The 20,159-nt window shown below is 57.9% G+C and carries 16 protein-coding genes; all 16 read right to left on the bottom strand.

The features are described from left to right. Positions 1-2: 2 nt before the first annotated feature. The gene (locus tag ACKXF9_RS09265) at positions 3-1,706 is read right to left on the bottom strand and encodes a PASTA domain-containing protein (RefSeq protein WP_418265979.1); all 1,704 of its coding nucleotides are present in this window, start codon (positions 1,704-1,706) and stop codon (positions 3-5) included. Between the two features lie 110 nt (positions 1,707-1,816). Next, a complete protein-coding gene (locus ACKXF9_RS09260; protein WP_418265978.1) occupies positions 1,817-3,040 on the bottom strand; it encodes a peptidase U32 family protein in 1,224 nt (407 codons plus the stop codon). A gap of 14 nt (positions 3,041-3,054) precedes the next feature. Further along, positions 3,055-4,200, bottom strand: a complete 1,146-nt coding sequence (gene mltG / locus ACKXF9_RS09255; RefSeq protein ID WP_418265977.1) for an endolytic transglycosylase MltG — start codon at positions 4,198-4,200, stop codon at positions 3,055-3,057. Between the two features lie 17 nt (positions 4,201-4,217). Continuing rightward, positions 4,218-5,033, bottom strand: coding sequence for a hypothetical protein (locus tag ACKXF9_RS09250; protein ID WP_418265976.1), 816 nt, complete (start codon positions 5,031-5,033; stop codon positions 4,218-4,220). 303 nt (positions 5,034-5,336) lie between these two features. Beyond that, a complete protein-coding gene (locus ACKXF9_RS09245; protein ID WP_418265975.1) occupies positions 5,337-6,002 on the bottom strand; it encodes a dTMP kinase in 666 nt (221 codons plus the stop codon). Then, complete coding sequence (gene thyX, locus ACKXF9_RS09240) at positions 5,999-6,778, bottom strand: FAD-dependent thymidylate synthase (protein ID WP_249236800.1); 780 nt, start codon at positions 6,776-6,778, stop codon at positions 5,999-6,001. The genes ACKXF9_RS09245 and thyX overlap by 4 nt, the downstream gene beginning before the upstream one ends. A 7-nt stretch (positions 6,779-6,785) precedes the next feature. Next, on the bottom strand, positions 6,786-9,458 hold the full coding sequence (locus ACKXF9_RS09235; RefSeq protein WP_418265974.1) for an ATP-dependent helicase: 2,673 nt from the start codon (positions 9,456-9,458) through the stop codon (positions 6,786-6,788). 403 nt (positions 9,459-9,861) lie between these two features. Further along, positions 9,862-11,070 carry a sodium ion-translocating decarboxylase subunit beta gene (locus ACKXF9_RS09230; RefSeq protein ID WP_339395834.1) on the bottom strand — a complete coding sequence of 403 codons (1,209 nt, stop codon included), beginning with the start codon at positions 11,068-11,070 and terminating at the stop codon, positions 9,862-9,864. Between the two features lie 15 nt (positions 11,071-11,085). Then, entirely contained in the window at positions 11,086-11,445 is a 360-nt protein-coding gene (locus ACKXF9_RS09225; protein WP_249236803.1) for an OadG family transporter subunit, read from the bottom strand. 187 nt (positions 11,446-11,632) lie between these two features. Next, positions 11,633-12,658 carry a rod shape-determining protein gene (locus ACKXF9_RS09220; RefSeq protein WP_249236805.1) on the bottom strand — a complete coding sequence of 342 codons (1,026 nt, stop codon included), beginning with the start codon at positions 12,656-12,658 and terminating at the stop codon, positions 11,633-11,635. A 152-nt stretch (positions 12,659-12,810) separates the two neighbouring features. Next, positions 12,811-15,030 carry an ATP-dependent RecD-like DNA helicase gene (locus ACKXF9_RS09215; RefSeq protein WP_418265973.1) on the bottom strand — a complete coding sequence of 740 codons (2,220 nt, stop codon included), beginning with the start codon at positions 15,028-15,030 and terminating at the stop codon, positions 12,811-12,813. Between the two features lie 129 nt (positions 15,031-15,159). Beyond that, on the bottom strand, positions 15,160-15,816 hold the full coding sequence (locus ACKXF9_RS09210) for a hypothetical protein (RefSeq protein WP_418265972.1): 657 nt from the start codon (positions 15,814-15,816) through the stop codon (positions 15,160-15,162). A gap of 203 nt (positions 15,817-16,019) precedes the next feature. Further along, positions 16,020-17,393 (bottom strand): MATE family efflux transporter, encoded by a 1,374-nt coding sequence (locus ACKXF9_RS09205; RefSeq protein WP_418265971.1) that lies wholly within the window; start codon positions 17,391-17,393, stop codon positions 16,020-16,022. Between the two features lie 251 nt (positions 17,394-17,644). Beyond that, the gene (locus tag ACKXF9_RS09200; RefSeq protein ID WP_339395831.1) at positions 17,645-18,427 is read right to left on the bottom strand and encodes an amino acid ABC transporter ATP-binding protein; all 783 of its coding nucleotides are present in this window, start codon (positions 18,425-18,427) and stop codon (positions 17,645-17,647) included. Between the two features lie 21 nt (positions 18,428-18,448). Further along, on the bottom strand, positions 18,449-19,093 hold the full coding sequence (locus ACKXF9_RS09195) for an amino acid ABC transporter permease (protein WP_249238713.1): 645 nt from the start codon (positions 19,091-19,093) through the stop codon (positions 18,449-18,451). 86 nt (positions 19,094-19,179) lie between these two features. After that, positions 19,180-20,022, bottom strand: coding sequence for a transporter substrate-binding domain-containing protein (locus ACKXF9_RS09190; RefSeq protein ID WP_418265970.1), 843 nt, complete (start codon positions 20,020-20,022; stop codon positions 19,180-19,182). Positions 20,023-20,159: the final 137 nt, after the last annotated feature.

Here is a 20,159-nt window from a genome sequence, read left to right as displayed (position 1 = left end):
GTTTAATTCGTATCTACCGCCGGGTCGGCAGCACCTGCCGCAGGCGGCGTTTCCGGCTCCGTGGTGGGCTCTGTCACTGCAGGCTCCTCCGGCGTGACAGTGATCTGCACGCTGGGATCTGCCGCGATATATACCGTAATGACTGTGCCCACCTCTACACGAGTGCCGGGCTCCTCGCTGGTGCGCACGACACAGCCCGATGCATAGGAGCCGTCGTTCACCACCATAAAGCAGCTGGCCACAAGGCCCCGGGCTTCCAGCTCCTTCACTGCGCCATCCTGCGTAAAGCCGATGATGTTGGGTATTTCCACCATCTGCGGGCCTTTGCTCACCACAAGACGGATCGTCTCCCCTGCCTTGAGCACGGTGTCTGCATCCGGCTGCTGCTGGATGATCTGGCCCGCCGGGGCGGTGTCGCTGTATTCCTCGGTGACGTAGAACAGATACATGCTGGTGTACTCCCGGTTGTTCTGCACCTGCGTGTAGTCCATGCCGATAAAGTTCGGCACAAGGTTCTGCGGCACCATCACTTCGCTGCTGGCAGGCTCCGGCTCCACTGCCGAGGAGGCGGACTCATTTTTACGGCCCAGAATGCCCCACAGCGTGAGCAGGATCAGAATGGAAAGCAGGATCAGGATACCTGCCAGCAGCGCTTTCAGGCTGAGCAGATGCTCCTTGCGTTCCGGTTCCGGCGGGGCCGTGCGCACGGGAGTCTCCGGCTTCATGGTGCGGGTGAGCTCTGCCGTGTATTCCTTGGAGGAAAGTGCCTGATACAGCTGCGGCACGGTCTGGATGCGCTCCATGGGCCGCAGACGCAGGCCAAGCTGCAGCACCTGCGAAACATACAGCGGCAGGCTGCCGTTAACGGACTTTGCCCGCGGGTTGGAGTCTGCGACCACACGCTGTGCTGCAGGCACCGGAGCCTGCCCGCACACCATGCGGTAAAACACCGCTGCAAGGCTGTATTCATCGGTATAGCGGCCCTCGAACTGTGCAGTGGAGTATTGTTCCGGGGCAGAATACCCCTCATAGAGCTGCTCGTGCAGGCCGCTCCCCGCTGTGCGCAGACCCACTGTGGCGTAGCCCGCCAGACGGCAGCGGCCGTTTTCCATCACCCGGATGTTCTCCGGGCAGATGCCCCGGTGCACCAGACCGATCTTGTGCATTGCAGCCACGCCCTCAAATACCGGCTGCAGCATCGCACAGGCGTCGTCCGGACGGATGGGGCCGGGGTGGTTTTCCAGCCACTGATCCAGCGGGGTCCCGCCCGGATTTTCCAGCACGGCATAGACGGTGTTGTTCGTTTCCACCACATCCAGCACCGCTTCCAGACCGTTTGCCGGTGTGATGCGCTGGATGGAGTGGTACAGATCTGCAAAATCCATACGGGTGGTCTTGAACAGCACCTCGCTGCCGGTCTTGGGGCGGAGCACACTGCCGACGGTACGTTCTGCCGTGAGGGTGATTGGCAGGTACTCTTTGATGGTCACCCGGAAGCGGCCCAGATTTTCTGCGCCGCGGTACAGGATGCCCTCGCCATCGATGCTGAGCATTTCCCCTACGGTGTAGCGCCCGGCCAGCACCGTTCCCACCGGCAGTGTGCCGCCGGGGTTGCGTCCTGCAAAGCTTTTGCCGCAGTGCGGGCAGCTTTGTGCTCCATCGGGCAGCGGCTGCAGGCAGTAGGGGCACAGGCGTGTTGCTTCCATAGTCTCTTTTCCCTCTTAAATCAATGATCTTTCGCTGCGTCTCTGTTTGGCCCAAAATATGGCTCAGGATCCGTTTTTGCAGGCAGAGTGCGCCGAATGGACGCAGCTTTTTACACCGTCTTGCGGCGCAGCAGGCTCATGGGCGGCAGCTCCGGCGTGGGAATGGTGTATTTTTCCATGGCGTGGGGAGTGCTTTCCACCCGCTCCCCGGCTTCGTTCTCGATCCACTCGGGGCTCAGCGGGATGCTGCGGCCATCCGGACAAAGGGCCTCCAGCGTATCCCCAAGGCTCCATTTGCCGCGCTGCTGGCAGGAAGCAACGCCGTTCTCCCAGCCTTCCACAGTGCCCACAAACTCCCACTCGCGGATGTAAGTGGCACTGTCGGTAGCCTGTCTGGCCTGCTCGCGGCCAAAGTAGAAGCCGGGCGAGTAGTGGCGGTGGCTGGTACGGGTGAGTTCTTCGTACACCTCGGCAGGCAGCTCAAAGTTGTCGTTGGCGGGGTCTGCCAGATAGGCGTCCAGCGCCTTGCGGTAGGCAGCGGTAACGCTGGCCACATAATAGAAGGTCTTGGCGCGGCCTTCGATCTTCAGGCTGTCCACACCTGCCTTGCAGATCAGGTCAAGGAAGGGGGCGGTGCACATATCGTTTGCGTTGAGGATGTAGCTCCCGTTCTCGTTCTCGCCGATCTCGTACAGCTGCCCCGGGCGGGTCTCCTCGCTGAGATAGTATTTCCAGCGGCAGGGCTGGGCGCACTGGCCGCGGTTGGCATCGCGGCCCGCCATGTAGTTGGAAAGCAGGCACCGGCCCGAGACGCTCATGCACATAGCACCGTGCACAAAGGCTTCGATCTCCAGCTCCGGCGGTGTTTTATCGCGCAGGATCGCAATATCCTGCAGGGTCATCTCACGGGCCAGCACCACGCGCTTTGCGCCCATGTTGTAGGCGGCGCGGGCCGCAGCCCAGTTGGTGATGCCTGTCTGGGTGGACATGTGCACATCGATGTCCGGTGCAAAGGTCTTGCAGGCATCCAGCACACCAAGGTCTGCCACGATAAAGGCATCCACACCGGCCTTGGCCGCTTCCCGGATCGCTTCCGGCAGACGGTCTGCTTCCTCATTGGTGGGCAGGGTGTTCATGGTCAGATAGACCTTGCGGCCCCGGGCATGGGCATAGATGACGCCCTCTGCCAACTGTTCCGGTGTAAAATTGGCCGGTGCCGACCGCATGCCAAATTCAGGCAGGCCGCAGTAGACGGCGTCGGCACCGTAGTTGATGGCATAGCGCAGGCGTTCCAGATCGCCTGCCGGAGCCAGCAGTTCCGGGATTTGCAGCATAATTCAAATTCCTCTCATTTTTCCGTATTCATAGATTTGTTCACCGCCGCTGCGGTCTTGCAGTTGGCGTTGTGTTCGCTCAGGGTATGCGCATAGTAATAGCTGCCTTTGAGGTCGGTGACAAAGAAATACGCGTTCTTTGCAGCCTCATCCGGCTCAGGGGTAAGCGCCGCCTTGATAGCCGCAAGGCCGGGGTTTGAAATCGGCCCGGCAGGCAGGCCGGTGCAGCTGTAGGTATCATACGCAGCCACAATATTTTCCGGGATCTTATCCCAGCCGCCATAGTAGGGTGCCACCCAGTTCCAGAGATAATTGTTGTCATCGTCGCTCTGGATGTGGCTGGAGGTGTTGCTCTGCAGGCGCGGATAGGGTGAGCCATCGGCCAGACGGTTGCGGAACACCTGCGCCACATTGGAGTCCTGACTGTTTCCTGCTTCCTCCTGAACAAAAGATGCCAGTGTGATCAGCTCCGGCAGGGTCATAGCCTGCTTTTCGAGTTCTGCGTACATTTCCTCTGTGATCTGTGCATCGAACTGCGCATAGAAGGTTGCCACATAGTTGTGCACAGTATCATCCTTCAAAAATTCGTAGGTCTCCGGGAAGAGATAGCCCTCGCACTTCATAAACCGGTCAGGGGCGTCGGCATCGTCCGGCACATACTGCCAGAAGGCGTACTTGCTGAAATCACCCTCGTTGGCTTCCTTCAAAAAATCCTCCGCGCTGCACAGACCCGCAGCTTCCATCTTCTGGGCGATGGCAATGGCAGTCGTTCCCTCCGGAATGGTCACGCGCACCGTCTCGGCTTTGGCGTAGGTGGACAGGGCCGCAATAATGGCATCGTAAGAACAGGCGCTCTTTTGCAGGGTGAAATCGCCATACTGCAGCTTTGACGCCGCGCCCTTCTGCCCCACATACCAGCGGAACAGATAGGTCGAGCGGATAACTCCCGCATCCTTTAGCTTTTGCGCAATGGCGGAAACGCCGCTGCCCTGCGGGATGCTCACCGTTACCTCCGCACCGGGTCTGCCATTGCCGCTGATCTCATTGCGCGCAAACAGCAGCGCCCCGCCAACGGCCAGTGCCAGCAGTACCACCAGCACCAGCAGGATCTTCCATACACCGCCCTTTTTGCGGGCGGCATGAGAGCTTTTTTGTGCCATAAGCACTCCTTTTTATATCAGTTTTCCAGCATCAGACGCATGTAGCTTTCGCTCACATCGAAGGGTTCCGCATCGAAGCGGATCATCCCGTATTCCTGCCGCTTGCCCTCGCCGAGGAACAGCGGCTGCGCTGCGCCCACGGTGATGACTGCCTTTTCCACGATCACTTCCTTCTCGCGGGCGGCTTCCATCAGCACTTCGGCAGCGCGGTCATTGTCAGCCTGCAGCTCCACAAAATAGAGGGTATCCTCCTTGCGGAAATAGATGCCGTATGCCTGTTCTGTAGAAACGATGGTTGCACCGGCAGAATAGAGGTCGCCCAGCACCACCGCCATGCGCTCCGGGCTGAACTGCACCGTATCGGGCCAGAAACGCTCCCGCAGCTCGCACAGCTTTTTGGCTGTGACCGAGTCAAATTCCGCCTGACTCCACAAGTTGCGCTCCACCTCGCGGGGCAGACACCGCAGCGGGAATGCCCATGCAAAGCCCTTGTCCTGCAAAAGCGCGGCCTGCTCCGGGCCAGTGGGCACGGCCACTGTAAAGCCTGCGCCGCGCAGCTTCTGTTGGGCACACAGATAATCCAGCAAGCCCGCCAGGATCAGGCTTCCCTCGCCGCACAGGCCATATAAATAGGTGCCGGTGCGGCCCTGCAGCGTGACAGGAACTGCCAGCGCTACAGCTGCGATCTCGTCGTTTTCTTCTGCGACATAGACATTCTGCTCGCCTGCAAACTGCTCAATGGCCTTTTGGGCAAATTCTTCCGATTCATTGCGCTGGCTCTGCCATAAGGCCAGCACTGCCGGTTTATCTTCCGGCTGCATCAAACGATACATCTGTCAGGATACCCCCTCTTATCGAAATTTATGTCAGAAACGCTGTCATCAGTCTGTGGGTCGGTAGTTTCTCCGAAGACCGTCCGCTGGGGTGGGACCCTGTTGCCGTAAACAATAGGGCCGAGCGATGGAATGGTTTGCAACAACAGTGACCGCCGCCAGTGGCGGAAATAGGGAGCTGTTGTTGGGGCCGCGGCCAGCGAGATGCAAGCGGATGCGAAGCAGCTGCTGGGTGCCGCAACCCGTATTTCGTGTCTGAGGAGAAAGCTGCCGACACACAGGCCCTGCAAACTTGTTCGTCTTTCAGATTTTTAGAACGATTTTTTGCACTTCGGCCTGAATGTCTTCGATGCTGCGCATGTTGTCCCCGCTGGTGCAATGCACGACGGCCCAGCCAAGGTGCGCGGCACAATACTCGGCGGCGCGGCGGCTGCGGGCAAGATACTCTGTGTCCTTTTCGTGCACATCCTTCCTGCTCTCGTCGCCGTGGTAACGCTGGGTCATAAGCTTTTGGCTCACGGCAGGGTCTACCTGTAAGTAGATCACCTCATCCGGCGCAGGCAGGCCCAGCAGATGGAATTCAAAATCAAACAGCCAGCCGAGAAAGCTTTCCCACTGCTCCGGCGGCAGCTTGGAGCACTGGTGCACCGCATTGGAGGTGGTGTACCGGTCTGCAATGACGATGCCGCCGTTCTCGTAAAAGCTGCCCCAGTCTTTTTTGTAGCTGGCGTAGCGGTCCACCGCGTAAAAGCTGGAGGCCGCATAGGCGTTCACATCGTCCGGATGCTGACCAAACTGCCCGGCCAGATACATTTTTACAAGGGCGCTGGAGTCACTACTATAGTTCGGGAAGCTCACCTCGCGCACCGCAAGGCCCTGTGCAGCCAGATACCCGGCCAGCAGCTTTGCCTGCGTGGCCTTTCCGCTGCCGTCCAGTCCTTCAATGGCAATCAGTTTTCCCTTGCTCATACGCCTGCAGCCTCCTTGATGGATGCATATTTTGCGCGCACCTCAGCGGTTTTTCCGCAGCACATTTTTCCCTCCGGGCAGGGGCCGCTCACGCAGGCCGGGCCGGACTTTGCAAAGATATGCGGTGCCACCGGATACACCAGCCCAAACATCTTTTCGGCCAGCTCCCGGATCTCCCACTGGGCACGGCTGCAGCAGCGCAGGTGGAAAAAGTTCTGCAGGCTGCGGGCGTTCATCGTGACCACCATCTTGGTCTCGCAGGCGTTGGGCAGCACAAAGCGGGCGTCCTCGTTGGCCTGCTTGCTGGCCTTGGCGCGGGCCTGCTTTTCGGGCATTCCTTCGGCCATCAGGCGGGCGGTGTGGCCCTCTTCCAGCTTGTGAGCCAGATCAAGATAACGTCTGGCGTCCTCTTCCATACTGGCAAGGAAAGCCGCCTTTGCTTCCGGAATGGCTTCGATCTCCGGCGGCACCACATAGCGGAAGTCATCCAGCCGCACATAGCGCTGGCTCTGCACGCTGAAGGACGCGATACGGTGGCGGGTGATCTGGGCAAGCAGGGTGCGGCTGACCCCCTCGATGCCAAAGGTGAAGCTGGCGTGCTCAATGGGGCTGGCATGGCCCAGATCGCTGAGCATCGTCAGGAATTTTGCAGTTTTTTCTTCGTCCAACCCGTCCAGCAGATCGGTGATGTGGGCATCGGAATAGCACAGCTTTGCCGCTGCGGCCACTACCTTTTCGGGTTCCGGGGTATGGGCGATCAAACGAACAGTCATCATAAGTTTGTTATTCCTCCGCAGTGATTTTGGTGAGGGGTGCAAAATTGGCCATGGTCTTTTTGATGCCTACCTTTTCAAAGTTGATCTCCACGATCTGATCTCCGGCGGCGGGCTTCACGGCCACCACCTGACCCCGGCCGAACACCTTGTGCTCCACAATGTCGCCGGGTTCGTAGTGTTTGGGACCGGCAGAGGCCGGTTTCTGGGCAGGAGCGCCTGTAAAGGAAATATGCTTTTCAGTTTTTTTCTGCGCTGCACCGCTGTAATTTCCAGAACCATATTGAGAACCATAGCCTGCACCATAACCAGTGCTTCCACCACTGCGGCCGTAGCCGGAACCATAGCCGCCGCTGCTGCCCCGGTTTGCGTAGGCAGAGCCAAAGCCGCGGCTCTCGCCTGCATTGTACTCCCGGTTCAGATAACCGCTGCGGCTGCTGTAACCGTTCCCGTAACCGCCTGCGCTGCGGCCCCAGCCGGATGGCCCGGAATAGCCGGATGCGCCGCCGGGCACCGTATCACTATAGCTGTCACCCCAACCGCCAAAGCGGGAGCGCTGTTCCAGCACCGGGCTGCGGGTCTCCTCGATATACTCTGGCTCGATCTCTCGCAAAAAGCGGCTGGGCTCATTGCGTTGGGTGCGGCCATAGAGCATCCGGGAAACGCTGTTGGAGATGTACAGCTCCTTTTTGGCGCGGGTAATGCCCACATAAGCCAGACGGCGTTCCTCTTCAAGGTCTGCTTCGGAATACTTGCTCATCTCACTGGGGAACACGCCCTCTTCCATTCCAATGAGGAACACGTAAGGGAATTCAAGGCCTTTTGCAGAGTGAATGGTCATCAGCACCACCTGATCTGCGCTCTCGTTGTAGCTGTCGATATCGCTGATGAGGGCGATGTCTTCCAGATAGCCTTCCAGCGTGGCTTCCTCGCCGTGCTGGTCGCAGTAGTTCTTGACGTTGTTCACCAGCTGACCAAGGTTCTGCAGGCGGTCTGCCGCGTCCTCGTGGCCCTTGGCAGCGTCCGCTTCCAGCATTGCCTTATAGCCGGTCAGCTCGATCACATCGGCTGCAAACTCGTCCAGTGTGCGGGTCTCCAGAGAGTCCTGCAGGCGCTGATAGATCTGCCAGAACTTGAGCAACGGCATTACGGCACGGCTGAGCTTTGCGTACTGGTCGGCGTGGCTGATGATATCCAGCATACTCACGCCCTCCTGCCCGGCCAGATCGGCAATGACCTCCACGGTAGTGGCACCGATCTTGCGGGCAGGCTCGTTGATGATGCGGCGCAGGCGCACATCATCGCGTGGGTTCGCTACAATAGACATATAGGAGTGGATGTCCTTGACCTCTTTGCGGTCATTGAAGCGCTGGCCGCCCACGATCTTGTGAGGGATGCCCGCGCGGGTAAAGTAGCTTTCGATGGGGGCCGACTGGGCATTCATACGGTACAGAATCGCATGATCTGCCAGATGCCCACCCGCTTTCAGGTGCTGGCCGATCACATCCGCGATGTGGCTGGCCTCATCCTGCTCATTTTCGGCGGTGTACACCTGCACCTTGTCACCCTCGCCGTTGTCGGTCCACAGAGTCTTGCCCTTGCGCTCGGTGTTGTGCTGGATGACGCAGTTGGCGGCATTCAGGATATTGGAGGTAGAGCGATAGTTCTGTTCCAGGCGAATGGTCTTTGTGCCAGGATAGAGCTTTTCAAAGTTGAGGATGTTCTCAATGGTAGCCCCACGGAAGCGGTAGATGCTCTGGTCGTCATCGCCCACCACGCAGATGTTGCGCTCCGGACCGGTGAGCAGGCTGACCAGACGGAACTGTGCCACGCTGGTATCCTGATATTCGTCCACCAGCAGGTAGCGGTATTTGTTCTGGTAGAACTCCCGCACATCCGGATGTTCGGCCAGCAGCTGCACGGTCTGGTAAATGAGGTCGTCGAAATCAAAGGCACCGGCTTCCTTCAGGCGCTTTTCATAAGCGGCATAGATGCGGGCGGTCAGCGCACCCTTGGTGTCCTTTGCAGGGCTGGCGAGGGCCTGTTCCGGGCTGACAAGCTGATCCTTCCAGCGGCTCATCTGGTTGATGGCCGCTTTGATGGGCAGAAATTTATCGTCCACATTCAGGTCTTTGTAAACCGCCTTCATCACACGCTGGGAGTCGTCTGTATCATAGATGGTAAAGCTGCGGGGATAGCCGATCTCCTCCGCCCAGCGGCGCAGGATGCGCACACAGGCCGAGTGGAAGGTGGATGCGAACACCTCATCGCCTTCTTCACCGCCCAGCATCCGGCGCAGACGCTCTTTCAGCTCCCCTGCCGCCTTGTTGGTAAAGGTGATTGCCATTACGTTCCAACTGCGCACCGCGTTCTGGCGCAGCATCCCATCCAGCCAGCCGGGCACGGCAGTGCCTGTCATAATGGCGTTGCGCAGAGCCTTCACATCATCCTCGGTGGCCGGGCGTGGCGTCTGTCTGGAGCCGTGGGCTGAGCCGAACCGGATGAGATTGGCAATGCGGTTGACCAGCACAGTGGTCTTGCCGCTGCCCGCACCGGCCAGAATGAGCAGCGGGCCGTCAGTGGTGAACACCGCCTGCCGCTGCATATCGTTCAGGCGGCCAAACTGTTTTTCGATATAGGTATCGCGCAGAGCGCAGAATTCCTGTGTGAGATCTGTTGCCATGGTTTCCCCTGTTCCTTTTATGTTTATACTATCAAAGTACAGTATACCACATTTTAAAACGATTGAGAATAGCCGCCGCGTTCGCTCTGGCTATTTTCAGCGGAAAAAATATTTTTATAATTTGTAACTCCGAAAAGCCTGCGGGCTTTTCGGAGTTACTTTTTCACGAAAGAGGTCGTAGAGAAAAATTGCATCTGATAAAACAGCAGCCGTTTTTCGTTACGGCCTTTTTGTGAAAATGTGTTTGGATCAGCCCGCAGGCTGCGACAAACACGAAATAAATAATATAATTTCCTTATTTTATGCCCAAAGCAAACGCGGCGGGCATTTCAAATCGTAAAACAAAAACCGCCCGGCAGCTCTTGCGAACCGACGGGCGGAAAAAATGCTTTTCAGAAAGCGCTTAGCTGAAAATGTTGATCAGGATACCGGCAGCAACAGCGGAGCCGATAACGCCGGCCACATTGGGGCCCATTGCGTGCATCAGCAGGAAGTTGGAGGGATTCTCGCTCTGACCGACCTTCTGAGAAACACGGGCAGCCATAGGCACAGCGGAAACGCCTGCAGAACCGATCAGCGGGTTCACCTGACCGCCGCTCAGCACATACATCAGCTTGCCGAACAGCACACCTGCGGCAGTGCCGAAGGAGAATGCGATCAGGCCCAGCACAATGATGAACAGGGTGCGGGTGTTCAGGAAGGTGTTTGCAGAGGTGGTGCAGCCAACAGACAGTGCCAGGAAGATGGTGATGATGTTCATCAGCTCATTGCCGGCGGTCTTCTGGATACGATCCACAACGCCGCACTCCTTCATCAGGTTGCCCAGCATCAGCATACCGACCAGAACAGCGGCATCCGGCACGATCAGGGACACCACGATGGTGACCATGATGGGGAAGATGATCCTTTCGGTCTTGGAGACGGTGCGCAGCTGCTTCATCACGACGGTACGTTCCTTCTTGGTGGTCAGAGCCTTCATGATGGGCGGCTGAATGACGGGCACCAGAGCCATGTAGCTGTACGCCGCAACAGCGATGGAGCCCAGCAGCTCAGGAGCCAGACGGGAGGTGACGAAGATGGCAGTAGGGCCGTCTGCACCGCCGATGATGGCGATTGCAGCAGACTGCTTCTGGGTGAAGTCCACCAGACCGGTAGCGGTCAGCAGGCGGGCGCCCATATAAGTACCGAAGATACCGAACTGAGCGGCAGCGCCCAGCAGCAGGCTCTTGGGGTTGGAGATCAGGGGTGCGAAGTCGGTCATGGTGCCAATGCCCAGGAAGATCAGCGGCGGGTAGATGCCCAGCTTGACGCCCATATAGAGCATATCGGCCAGACCGCCGTTGTTCAGGATCTCCACCCACATGGGGTGTTCCAGACCGTCACCAACGAAATACTGCATGTGGATGACGCCGCTGCCGGGCAGGTTTGCCAGGATCATGCCGAATGCCATCGGCAGCAGGATCAGCGGCTCAAATTCCTTGACGATGGCCAGGTACAGCAAAAAGCAGCCCACGCAGATCATGATCGCGTACAGGTAGCCGCCCGGCTCACCGAAGCGTGCAAAGCCGGAACTTTGGAAAATACCGACCAGAGTATCAATAAACTGTGTCATGCTCTTCCTCCTCTGTTAAAACGGTGCGGTGGTGTCATTCACGCCCGCATTGCCCCAGCCGTTCTTGCTGCGGCGCACGGCCTTGAGGGTGTACTTGCCGTTGCCCATTGCGTGGATCGCAGCCATAATGGCAGCGACCACATCGCCGGGGATGCCCTCTTCCACCTGAGGAGCGGGAGCGGCTGCGGCCTGCTGCACGGGTGCAGCGGGCTTTGCGGCGGGAGCCTTGGCGGCTTCCTTTGCGGCCTTTTTCTTGGTCCCCATCGAATCGAAGATCTTGCCTTCCAGCGTGATGATGGCCATCAGCAGGATAAGGATCAAGAACACCAGTACGATGCCGGTAATGGTAACGACCACGTCAAAACCTAAATCCATGGTTTTCCTCCTGTTTTTCAGAATCCGCATCCGGCCCCGAGGTCGTCAGCAGAAAATCAATTTGGAAATATTATACCTTATTTTCCAATTCATTTCAATAAAAACCGACAATTTTTCTTTTTGCCGCTTTCATTCGGGTGCATGGATAAATCGTGTCCGCCTTTTTCTCTGCTGCGGCCTGTCGGGCTTACCGGCGGCCGATGCGGGGCGTTGCGTCCATAAAGCCGGTCTCCAGCTTGTCGTTCAGGCCGAGACTCATGGCCGTGCCCAGCGCCACGCAGTTCACGGGGTCGGGCGAAACCGTTACTTCCACCTTGAGCTCCTCGCTCAGATACTCGGTCAGGCCATGCAGCTGTGCACCGCCGCCGGTGAGCATGACACCGTTGCGGTAGATATCACCGGCCAGCTCCGGCGGGGTCTTTTCCAGCACCTGATGGGCTGCGGTGCCGATCTGCTCGCTGAGCATCATGACCGGATCGTAGAGATCATCGGTGGAAACATTCACGCGCACCGGCAGGCCGGTGAGCAGGCTGCGGCCCTTGATCTCCATGGTCTCGTGGAAATCGGTCTTCTGGGGGCAGCAGGCCACATTCTTTTTCAGTTCCTCAGCGGTACGCTGGCCGATGGCCACGCTGTACTTGTTGCGCACGAACTTGAGGATCTCTTCGTCGTAGTGGTTGCCGGCCACGCGCACACTGGTGGCCTTGACCTTACCGCCCAGACTCAGCACTGCAATATCGGTGGTGCCGCCGCCGATGTCGATGATCATGCGGCCTTCCGGCTGGGTGATGTCGATGCCGGAACCGAGAGCGGCGGCAATGGGCTCGTCGATCAGATACACCTGACGAGCACCGGCAGCCACCACAGCTTCCACCACAGCATCGCTTTCGATGCCGGTGATCGCAGCAGGCACGCAGACTGCCACCCGGGGCTTGACCATATGGGAGTTGTATACCTGCTTGACAAAGCGGCAGATCAGCTCACGGGTCATGGTGTGGTCGCTGATAACGCCGTCTTTCAGCGGAAAGATCGCGGAAATATAGTTCGGGGTGCGGCCCACCATGGCCAGAGCCTTATCGCCGACTTCCAGCACGGTGTTTTTACGTGTGTCCATTGCCACAACGCTGGGCTGGTTGAGTACAACGCCCTGCCCCGCCTGTGCGATGATGATGGTGGTGGTACCAAGGTCGATACCGATATCGTTCTGTGCCATAAATTCTCTGTTCCTTTCTGGTTCCTCTATCGAAACAACGGCCTGTTGATGCAGGCCGGAAATCATACCAGCTTACAGTATAGCATAGTTGCCGTAAAAAGTATACCGGTTTTGAACGGCTTCCCGGGCAGATTCCGCTCTGCAGGCATCGGTCATTCTTCTGTTTTTATCTGCTCCGGCGGCAGCTCTGCCTGCAGCAGATAGCACAGGCCGCTGTAGCGCAGATTCTGGCGGACGTTTCCCATCATGCGGTTCACAACGTCCCGCCGACCTGCCACGATGCACAGCTTGCGTGCGCGGGTGACACCGGTGTAGAACAGGTTGCGGTAGCACAGCCGCGGCGGCACCTGCGCCACCGGCAGGATCACCGCCGGGAACTCGCTGCCCTGACTCTTGTGCACCGTGATGGCGTAAGCGATCTCCAGCTCGCCCAGGTTCTCTACCGGATAGATCAGCCGCCGGTCATCCATGCGCACCACCATGGAGCGGTCACGGGGGTTGATGCTCTCCACGATGCCGATATCGCCATTGTAGGCACCCACTCCCTGTTCCCCGCCGATGCGGTTCCAGACGATCTCGTAATTGTTGCGCACCTGCATCACTTTATCGCCGACCCGGAACACCCGGGACGCGCTTTGCAGCTGAGGCTTGCCCTTCTGCTCCGGGTTGAGCAGATTCTGCAGTTCCACATTCAGCGCCTGCGTGCCGGTGGGCCCCAGCTTTGTGGGGCAGAGCACCTGAATATCCCGGATCGGGTCAAAGCCATAGCTGCGCGGCAGGCGGGTGGTAACAAGATCGCACACCAGCTTCCGGGCCGCGTCGCCGTCCGATTCCAGAAAGAAGAAGTCGTCGGTCCTGCCGCCCTTCTGCAGCGGCTCACTGCTGATGATGTGGTGGGCGTTTTCCACGATCAGGCTCCGCGCCGCCTGCCGGAAGATCTCGTTCAGGCAGACCGTGGGCACCAGCCCGGAGCGGATCACCTCGCCCAGAATGTTGCCCGGCCCCACACTGGGCAGCTGGTCGGCATCGCCCACCATGATGATGCGGCAGCTGTAGCGCAGCGCTGCAATAAGGGCCTGAAACAGCTTCACATCCACCATGCTCATTTCGTCCAGAATGACCACATCGCACTTGAGCAGGTTCTTATCGTTATGGATAAAGCTGACCACGCCGCCGGTGTAGTCCACCTCCAGCAGACGGTGGATGGTGCTGGCCTTGCGTCCGGTCAGTTCGCTCAGGCGCTTAGCTGCGCGGCCCGTGGGGGCGCACAGAGCCACCCTCTCTGCCTGATCTTCCAGCAATTGCAGGATGGCGTTGACCGTAGTGGTCTTGCCGGTGCCGGGACCGCCGGTGAGCACAAGGCAGTTCTCGGTCATGGCCTTGCGGATGGCTTCCTTCTGCAAAGGTGCATAGGCAAAGCCCTGCGTCAGTTCCAGGATCTGAATGTTTTTATCCAGCCCACGGGCGGTGTTTTTGCCCCGTTTTGTCAGCATGGCAAGCCGGGCAGCAATGTCCTCCTCGGCTTCCAGCAGGTCGGGCAGATAGATATAAGGTGTGCCATCGAACAGTTTCACCCGCAGCTCTTCGGTTCGGATGCATTCATCCAGTGCTGCGGCCAGCTTTTCCGGCGGCTGATGGATGAAGCCCGCCGCCGTTTCCAGCAGCTGGGTGCGCGGCAGGCAGGTATGGCCGTTGCCTGCGTTGTGGCGCAAGGTGCGCAGCAGGGCTGCTTCCAGCCGCTGGGCGCAATCGCCCTCCATATGGTAATACTGGGCAATGCTGTCCGCATGGCGGAAGTCCAGCTGCAGCGGTTCGCCGCAGAGCAGATAGGGATTTGCCGCAATGGCCTGCATGGCCCCGGGCCCAAAGGTGCGGAACACTTCCATTGCCCTGTGGGGACTGATCTCGAACTGAGCCAGATAGGCAATGAGCTCCCGCATCCCGAACATCCGCTTGAACTCCTGCTGGATACGATCGGCCTTGTCGGCAGAGATGCCGGGCACCTGCGTGAGCCGGGCCGGGTCGTTGGCGATCACCTCCAGTGCCTCAGCCCCGAACAGATCGATGATTTTATCCGCTGTTTTGGCTCCGATATACGGCAGCGACTTGCTGGCCAGAAAGGCGTAGACAGCTTCCAGATCCTTCGGCATGTCGGTCTCGCACTCCTGTGCGTGGAACTGGCGGCCATAGGTGGCGTGGTTCTCATACCGGCCGCGGCATACCACGCTTTCGCCTGCGTGCAGTTCCCCCACGATGCCGCACACCACCGTGACCACCCCGCCGCCGGATAGTTCAAACACGGTGTAACCATTATCCTCGTTTTCATAGATGATATCTTCCACGGTGCCTTCGATCTGTTCCAGCTCTGCCATGCGCTCACCTCCTGCCAGATACACAATCATATGTAGTATAACGCTTTTGGCGGGATTTGTAAATCAGAAGAGTCAACAGACAAAAACAAAACCGGAAGCACCTTGTATGATGCTTCCGATTTTGTTCGTTCAATCATTTATCACTCGGTCAACCGGCGGGATCGCGATCACCGCTTCATCCGCAGTGGGTTTCAGCTCAATGTTTTCCATGCCGACAATGGGTTCCACCAGAATAAAGCTCAGCTCGTTGCCATCGTAGCAGTAAGTATAGGTTGCATAAACGTTCTCCTGATGCACCTTGAGTGTTTCCGTGTCATACGTCTTATCATCTTTTTTGTATTTTCCTGCCGAAATGGAGCCAACGTTCTGATCGGTCGGCAGCGTAAAATAGCCGTAACATGCCCGGATGGAAGCAGCATAGCTATCTGCAGTCGGGCTGCCAGCCGGATACTTCCACCATTCTTTGTTGCCGCCTCTGGAACCTATCAGGTAAACATTGCCGTCAGCATCCACACGCAGCTTATGGTCGACCGCGGTCTCATATCCGGCACGCTTACCCTTCACGGCAAATTTCAGACCAGCCTTTTGTCCAGACATTGTAATATCTGCCGTCAGCGTAAACTCCTGTGGCGTGACTCCCTTTGCATCAAAATACTGCTTGGTGCGTGAATTTGCCCACTCCAGCTTTGTCGGTGCGGGACCGCTGCTGCCGCTGCAGGCTGTCAGCATCATCAAAGTCATAATTGCACACAGAAGGACTGCTGCAAAACGCTTTTGCAATTTCATTTTCTTTTCTCCTCACGGGTCGTATTATGCCGGTGATCCGGCATGGTTCCGCATTCATGATACCCCCCCCCCCGAGGATTTTTGTCAAGGACTTTTTGAAATTTCAGCACTTTTGCAGAAAGTCGTTTTCTTCCACACAAAAAAGCCAGCCAGACCCGAAGGCCCAGCTGGCTTGTGCTACTATAAATATTCGCGCTGCCGCGTCAGGCCTTTGCCGCCTGCGCGTCGTGCGCTTTCTCGATGTCCTTTTCCTTCTGCAGCTTTCTACGCACCACAAAGTAGGCCGGAATGAGGAAGAAGCAGGCAAAGAACCATGCCACCGGGTTTGCGATGCAGGCCGCAAAGTAGCCCCACAGCGGCACGAACCAGAAGCCCACCATGGCGCGGGCGATCATCTCGGCCACACCGGCAAACATGGCAAGGCCGGAGAATCCCAGTCCCTGAATGGTGTAACGGTAGATGATGAGCACCGCCAGCGGGATATAGAAAACACTGTTCCAGAAGATAAAGCTCTGGGCGTTGGCCATGATGGCAGTCTCGCTGGCATCCAAAAACAGGCCGATGAGCAGCTTATCCGTCACGCGCAGGATGAGGAAGGACACAATGCTGTACACACAGCCAATGCCCAAGGCGGTGTTCACGCCGCGATTCACACGGCCAAGGTCTTTGGCACCCATATTCTGGCTGGTGTAGGTGGTCATGGCGGTGCCGATGCTCTCCAGCGGCACGCTGAGGAACTGCGCCGCCTTGCCGCCTGCAGTCTGCGCAGCCACGATGTCGCTGCCGAGACCATTCACAGCGCCCTGCAGTACCACGCTGCCGATGGCCGTGATGCTGCATTGCAGGCCCATGGGGATGCCCATGTTGCACAGCTTTGCGCAGTGGGTCAGGCTGAAACGGCCCTCTTCCCTGCTCCAGCGCAGCTCCGGGTAGTGGCGCATGATGTACAGCAGACTGCCAAGGCCCGCCACCGCCTGACTGAACACGGTAGCAAAAGCCGCACCGAATGCGCCCATGTCGAATACGATGATGCATACAAGGTCAAGAGCGATGTTCAAAAAGCTTGCCACCAGCAGGAAGTACAGCGGACGCTTGCTGTCGCCCAAAGCGCGCATCAACGCACTGGTCACATTATAAAGCAGGGTGAACGGGATGCCCCAGAAAATGGTGCGGATGTAGATATCCGCAAGGTCGATGATGTTTTCCGGCGTATTCGTCCACACCAGCACCGAGCGGGTCAGTGCCACCGTAACGATGGTCAGCACCACCGCAAAAAAGATGGACAGCCACACTGTATTGGCGGTGTAACGGCGCATTTCCTTGTAATCCTTGGCACCGAAGGTCCAGGAGATCGGGATGGAAAAACCGCAGGCGATGCCGTTCACAAAGCCCAGCACCAGATAATTCAGGCCGCCCACACTGCCCACAGCCGCCAGCGCCTCCACACCCACAAAGCGGCCAACGATGATGGTATCGGCCAGATTATAGAACTGCTGGAACAGACTGCCCAGCATCAGCGGCACCGCAAACGCAAGGATCAGCTTCAGCGGACTGCCCTGAGTCATATCCTTTGTCATGGCAAAACCTCCTACCACTCAGGGGATATCTGAAAGCAAAGCAAAGAAACAAACCATGTTTTCCGCTTTTCAGATACGCCCCGGAAAAATCTGCTCAACGGCGTATTTTTGCCGTGAAAAACGCCCTGCCGGAAAGGGGCAGGACGTTGTGTGCATTCATGAATGGTATTATAGCGGAGTGACGCAGGATTTACAAGATTTGCATTGCATCAACATTTACGAATTTTTGCAGAAAGAATTGGTGATTTTGCTTATTCCGAGTAATGCGCAAGGAACTGCTTGGTGCGCTCCTCCTGCGGGTGCTCGATGAGCTGCCGGGCAGGGCCTTCCTCCACCACAACGCCGCCATCCATGAACATGATACGGTCGGCCACGTCACGGGCAAAATGCATTTCGTGGGTGACGATGATCATGGTGGTCTTGCGGTCAGCAAGGTCACGCAGAACTTTCAGCACCTCGCCGGTCAGTTCCGGGTCAAGGGCGCTGGTGGGCTCGTCGAAGCAGAGGATGTCCGGGTGCAGGGCCAGTGCGCGGGCAATGGCCACGCGCTGCTGCTGACCACCGGAGAGCTGGTGCGGATAGTGGCCTGCACGGGCAGACAGGCCCATCTGGGCCAGAAGCTCCTGCGCCTGCTGTTCCAGCTGGGCATGGATGGCTTTTTTGTTGGCCTTGTAATCCGGGCTCTCCTTTGCCAGCAGCTCACCGGCCAGCATCACGTTCTGCAAGGCGGTGTACTGCGGAAAGAGGTTGAAGTTCTGGAATACCAGACCAAAGTGCAGCCGCTTTTTGCGCACCTCGCTTTCCCGTTGGGTGGCGGGGTCGGCGGCGTCCCACATGGTCTCGCCGTTCACCTTGATGATGCCGGTATCCGGCCTCTCAAGGAAATTCAGGCAGCGCAGCAGGGTGGTCTTGCCGGAACCGGACGAGCCGATAATGGCCAGCGCCTCACCCTGCTCAAGGTTCAGCGAAATATCTTTGAGCACCTTGGTCTCGCCAAAGTTTTTGCCGATGCCGGAGGCTTCAAGCAGTGCCATGATTCAGTTTCCTTCCTTTCATCAGCGGAAATAATCCAGTTTCTTTTCAGCCCAGCCAAACAGCAAAGTCAGCGCGCCCACGAACACCAGGAAGAAGATGGCGGTGGAGAACAGCGGCCAGATCAGGCCCTTTGCGCTGTACTCCTTGGCCATCATGATGATCTCCTTGTTGGCGATGGTGTTGGCCAGCGAGGTATCCTTGACGAGGGTGATGACCTCGTTGCCCATGGGGGCCAGAATGCGCTTGACCACCTGCAGCAGCGTCACCTTGAAGAAGATCTGCGTTTTGGTCATGCCCAGCACCTGACCGGCCTCGGTCTGGCCCTTGGGGACAGCCTCGATGCCGCCGCGGTAGATCTCGGAGAAGTAGCAGGCATAGTTGATGGCAAAGGCTACCACCGCTGCCACCATGCGTCCGCCGGAGCCGGAGGGCCACGGATTATTCATGCCCAGCAGGCCGGGGCCAAGGTAGATCACGATGATCTGCAGCATCAGCGGCGTACCGCGGATGACCCACACGAAAGTTTTCACCGCGCCGGAAAGCGGCTTGCACCGGCTCATGGAGCCGAAAGCGACCACCAGACCCAGCGGCAGCGCAAACAGCAGGGTCAATGCAAACAGTTCACAGTTGAGCAGAAACGCGCCGGAAAGGCGCCCCAGAATCACAGACACAAGAACACACCCATCAATCCGTTTTTAACAAAGGGAACGCCCCGCTCAGGGGGCGCTCCGATCATTTTAAATGTAAATGCTTAATCGGCCAGAGCCAGATCGTACTTGTCGGCCAGAGCCTGCATGGTGCCGTCAGCCTTCAGCTCGTCAAAGACGGCATCCACAGCGGCGGCGGTATCGCTGCCCTTGCGGAAGGCCACGCCGTACTCCTCAGCGTTCAGCTCGTCCACGATCTTCAGGCTTGCATAGTCGGTACCCTCACCGATCATGGCGTTGGCCAGAGTCAGATCCAGAACAGCAGCATCTGCAGTGCCTGCGGCAACTTCCATCAGGCAGTCGGTCTGCACGCTCTTGGAAACGTAATCGGCCTGTGCCAGATTCTCGTCTCCTTCGATGGCAGCCTCACCGGCAGAGCCGGCTTCAGCCACTACGGTCTTGCCCACCAGATCTGCAGTGGAGCTGTAGTCGGTACCATCCTTCACGACCACGACCTGTGCGTTCTTGGCGTAGGCCTTGGTGGTGGCGGTGTTGGCCATGATATCATCGGTCAGGGTCATGCCGTTCCAGATGCAGTCGATGCTCTTGGCATCCAGCTCAACCACCTTGGTGTCCCAGTTGATCTCCACGAACTCCGGCTCGACCCCCAGCTTTTCGCACACAGCCGTTGCCAGCTCGGTGTCAAAGCCGGTGAAGTTGCCGTCTGCATCGGTGTAGTTCATGGGTTCGTAGACGGTGTAGCCAATGACCATCTTGCCCTTTTCCTTGATGTAATCCAGATCACTGGCAGCGGTTTCGGCAGCAGAAGCAGCTGCGCTGCCGGACGCGGCAGAAGATGCCACGGTGGAAGTGGATGCGGCACCGCCGCAGGCGGCAAGGCTCAGTGCCATGGCACCGGCCAGAAAAGCGGAGACTAAACGTTTCATAACAGGTTTCCTCCCTCGTTATTTCCCAAAAGATGTTCCCTCTCGGTTTAGCGTTTTATCATGCTAAAGTGTTAAACCGTGACTATAGAATAGCGCGTTTGAGGGCATTTGGCAAGAGGAAATATAAAAGTTAGTGC

The sequence above is a fragment of the Faecalibacterium sp. 9 genome (genome assembly GCF_048320955.1).
Lineage (GTDB): Bacteria > Bacillota > Clostridia > Oscillospirales > Ruminococcaceae > Faecalibacterium > Faecalibacterium wellingii.
The sequence above is the reverse complement of the archived record's forward strand: the minus strand, read 5'-3'. Positions and strand labels throughout refer to the sequence as shown.

Excerpts from the sequence above, each read along its gene's own strand:
- ACKXF9_RS09210 (WP_418265972.1), bottom strand. The coding sequence starts at position 15,816 with ATGAAATTGCAAAAGCGTTTTGCAGCAGTCCTTCTGTGTGCAATTATG.
- ACKXF9_RS09235 (WP_418265974.1), bottom strand. The coding sequence starts at position 9,458 with ATGGCAACAGATCTCACACAGGAATTCTGCGCTCTGCGCGATACCTAT.
- ACKXF9_RS09220 (WP_249236805.1), bottom strand. The coding sequence starts at position 12,658 with ATGGCACAGAACGATATCGGTATCGACCTTGGTACCACCACCATCATC.
- ACKXF9_RS09250 (WP_418265976.1), bottom strand. The coding sequence starts at position 5,033 with ATGTATCGTTTGATGCAGCCGGAAGATAAACCGGCAGTGCTGGCCTTA.
- ACKXF9_RS09260 (WP_418265978.1), bottom strand. The coding sequence starts at position 3,040 with ATGCTGCAAATCCCGGAACTGCTGGCTCCGGCAGGCGATCTGGAACGC.
- thyX (WP_249236800.1), bottom strand. The coding sequence starts at position 6,778 with ATGATGACTGTTCGTTTGATCGCCCATACCCCGGAACCCGAAAAGGTA.
- ACKXF9_RS09190 (WP_418265970.1), bottom strand. The coding sequence starts at position 20,022 with ATGAAACGTTTAGTCTCCGCTTTTCTGGCCGGTGCCATGGCACTGAGC.
- ACKXF9_RS09245 (WP_418265975.1), bottom strand. The coding sequence starts at position 6,002 with ATGAGCAAGGGAAAACTGATTGCCATTGAAGGACTGGACGGCAGCGGA.
- ACKXF9_RS09225 (WP_249236803.1), bottom strand. The coding sequence starts at position 11,445 with ATGGATTTAGGTTTTGACGTGGTCGTTACCATTACCGGCATCGTACTG.
- ACKXF9_RS09205 (WP_418265971.1), bottom strand. The coding sequence starts at position 17,393 with ATGACAAAGGATATGACTCAGGGCAGTCCGCTGAAGCTGATCCTTGCG.
- ACKXF9_RS09230 (WP_339395834.1), bottom strand. The coding sequence starts at position 11,070 with ATGACACAGTTTATTGATACTCTGGTCGGTATTTTCCAAAGTTCCGGC.
- ACKXF9_RS09200 (WP_339395831.1), bottom strand. The coding sequence starts at position 18,427 with ATGGCACTGCTTGAAGCCTCCGGCATCGGCAAAAACTTTGGCGAGACC.
- ACKXF9_RS09265 (WP_418265979.1), bottom strand. The coding sequence starts at position 1,706 with ATGGAAGCAACACGCCTGTGCCCCTACTGCCTGCAGCCGCTGCCCGAT.
- mltG (WP_418265977.1), bottom strand. The coding sequence starts at position 4,200 with ATGGCACAAAAAAGCTCTCATGCCGCCCGCAAAAAGGGCGGTGTATGG.
- ACKXF9_RS09215 (WP_418265973.1), bottom strand. The coding sequence starts at position 15,030 with ATGGCAGAGCTGGAACAGATCGAAGGCACCGTGGAAGATATCATCTAT.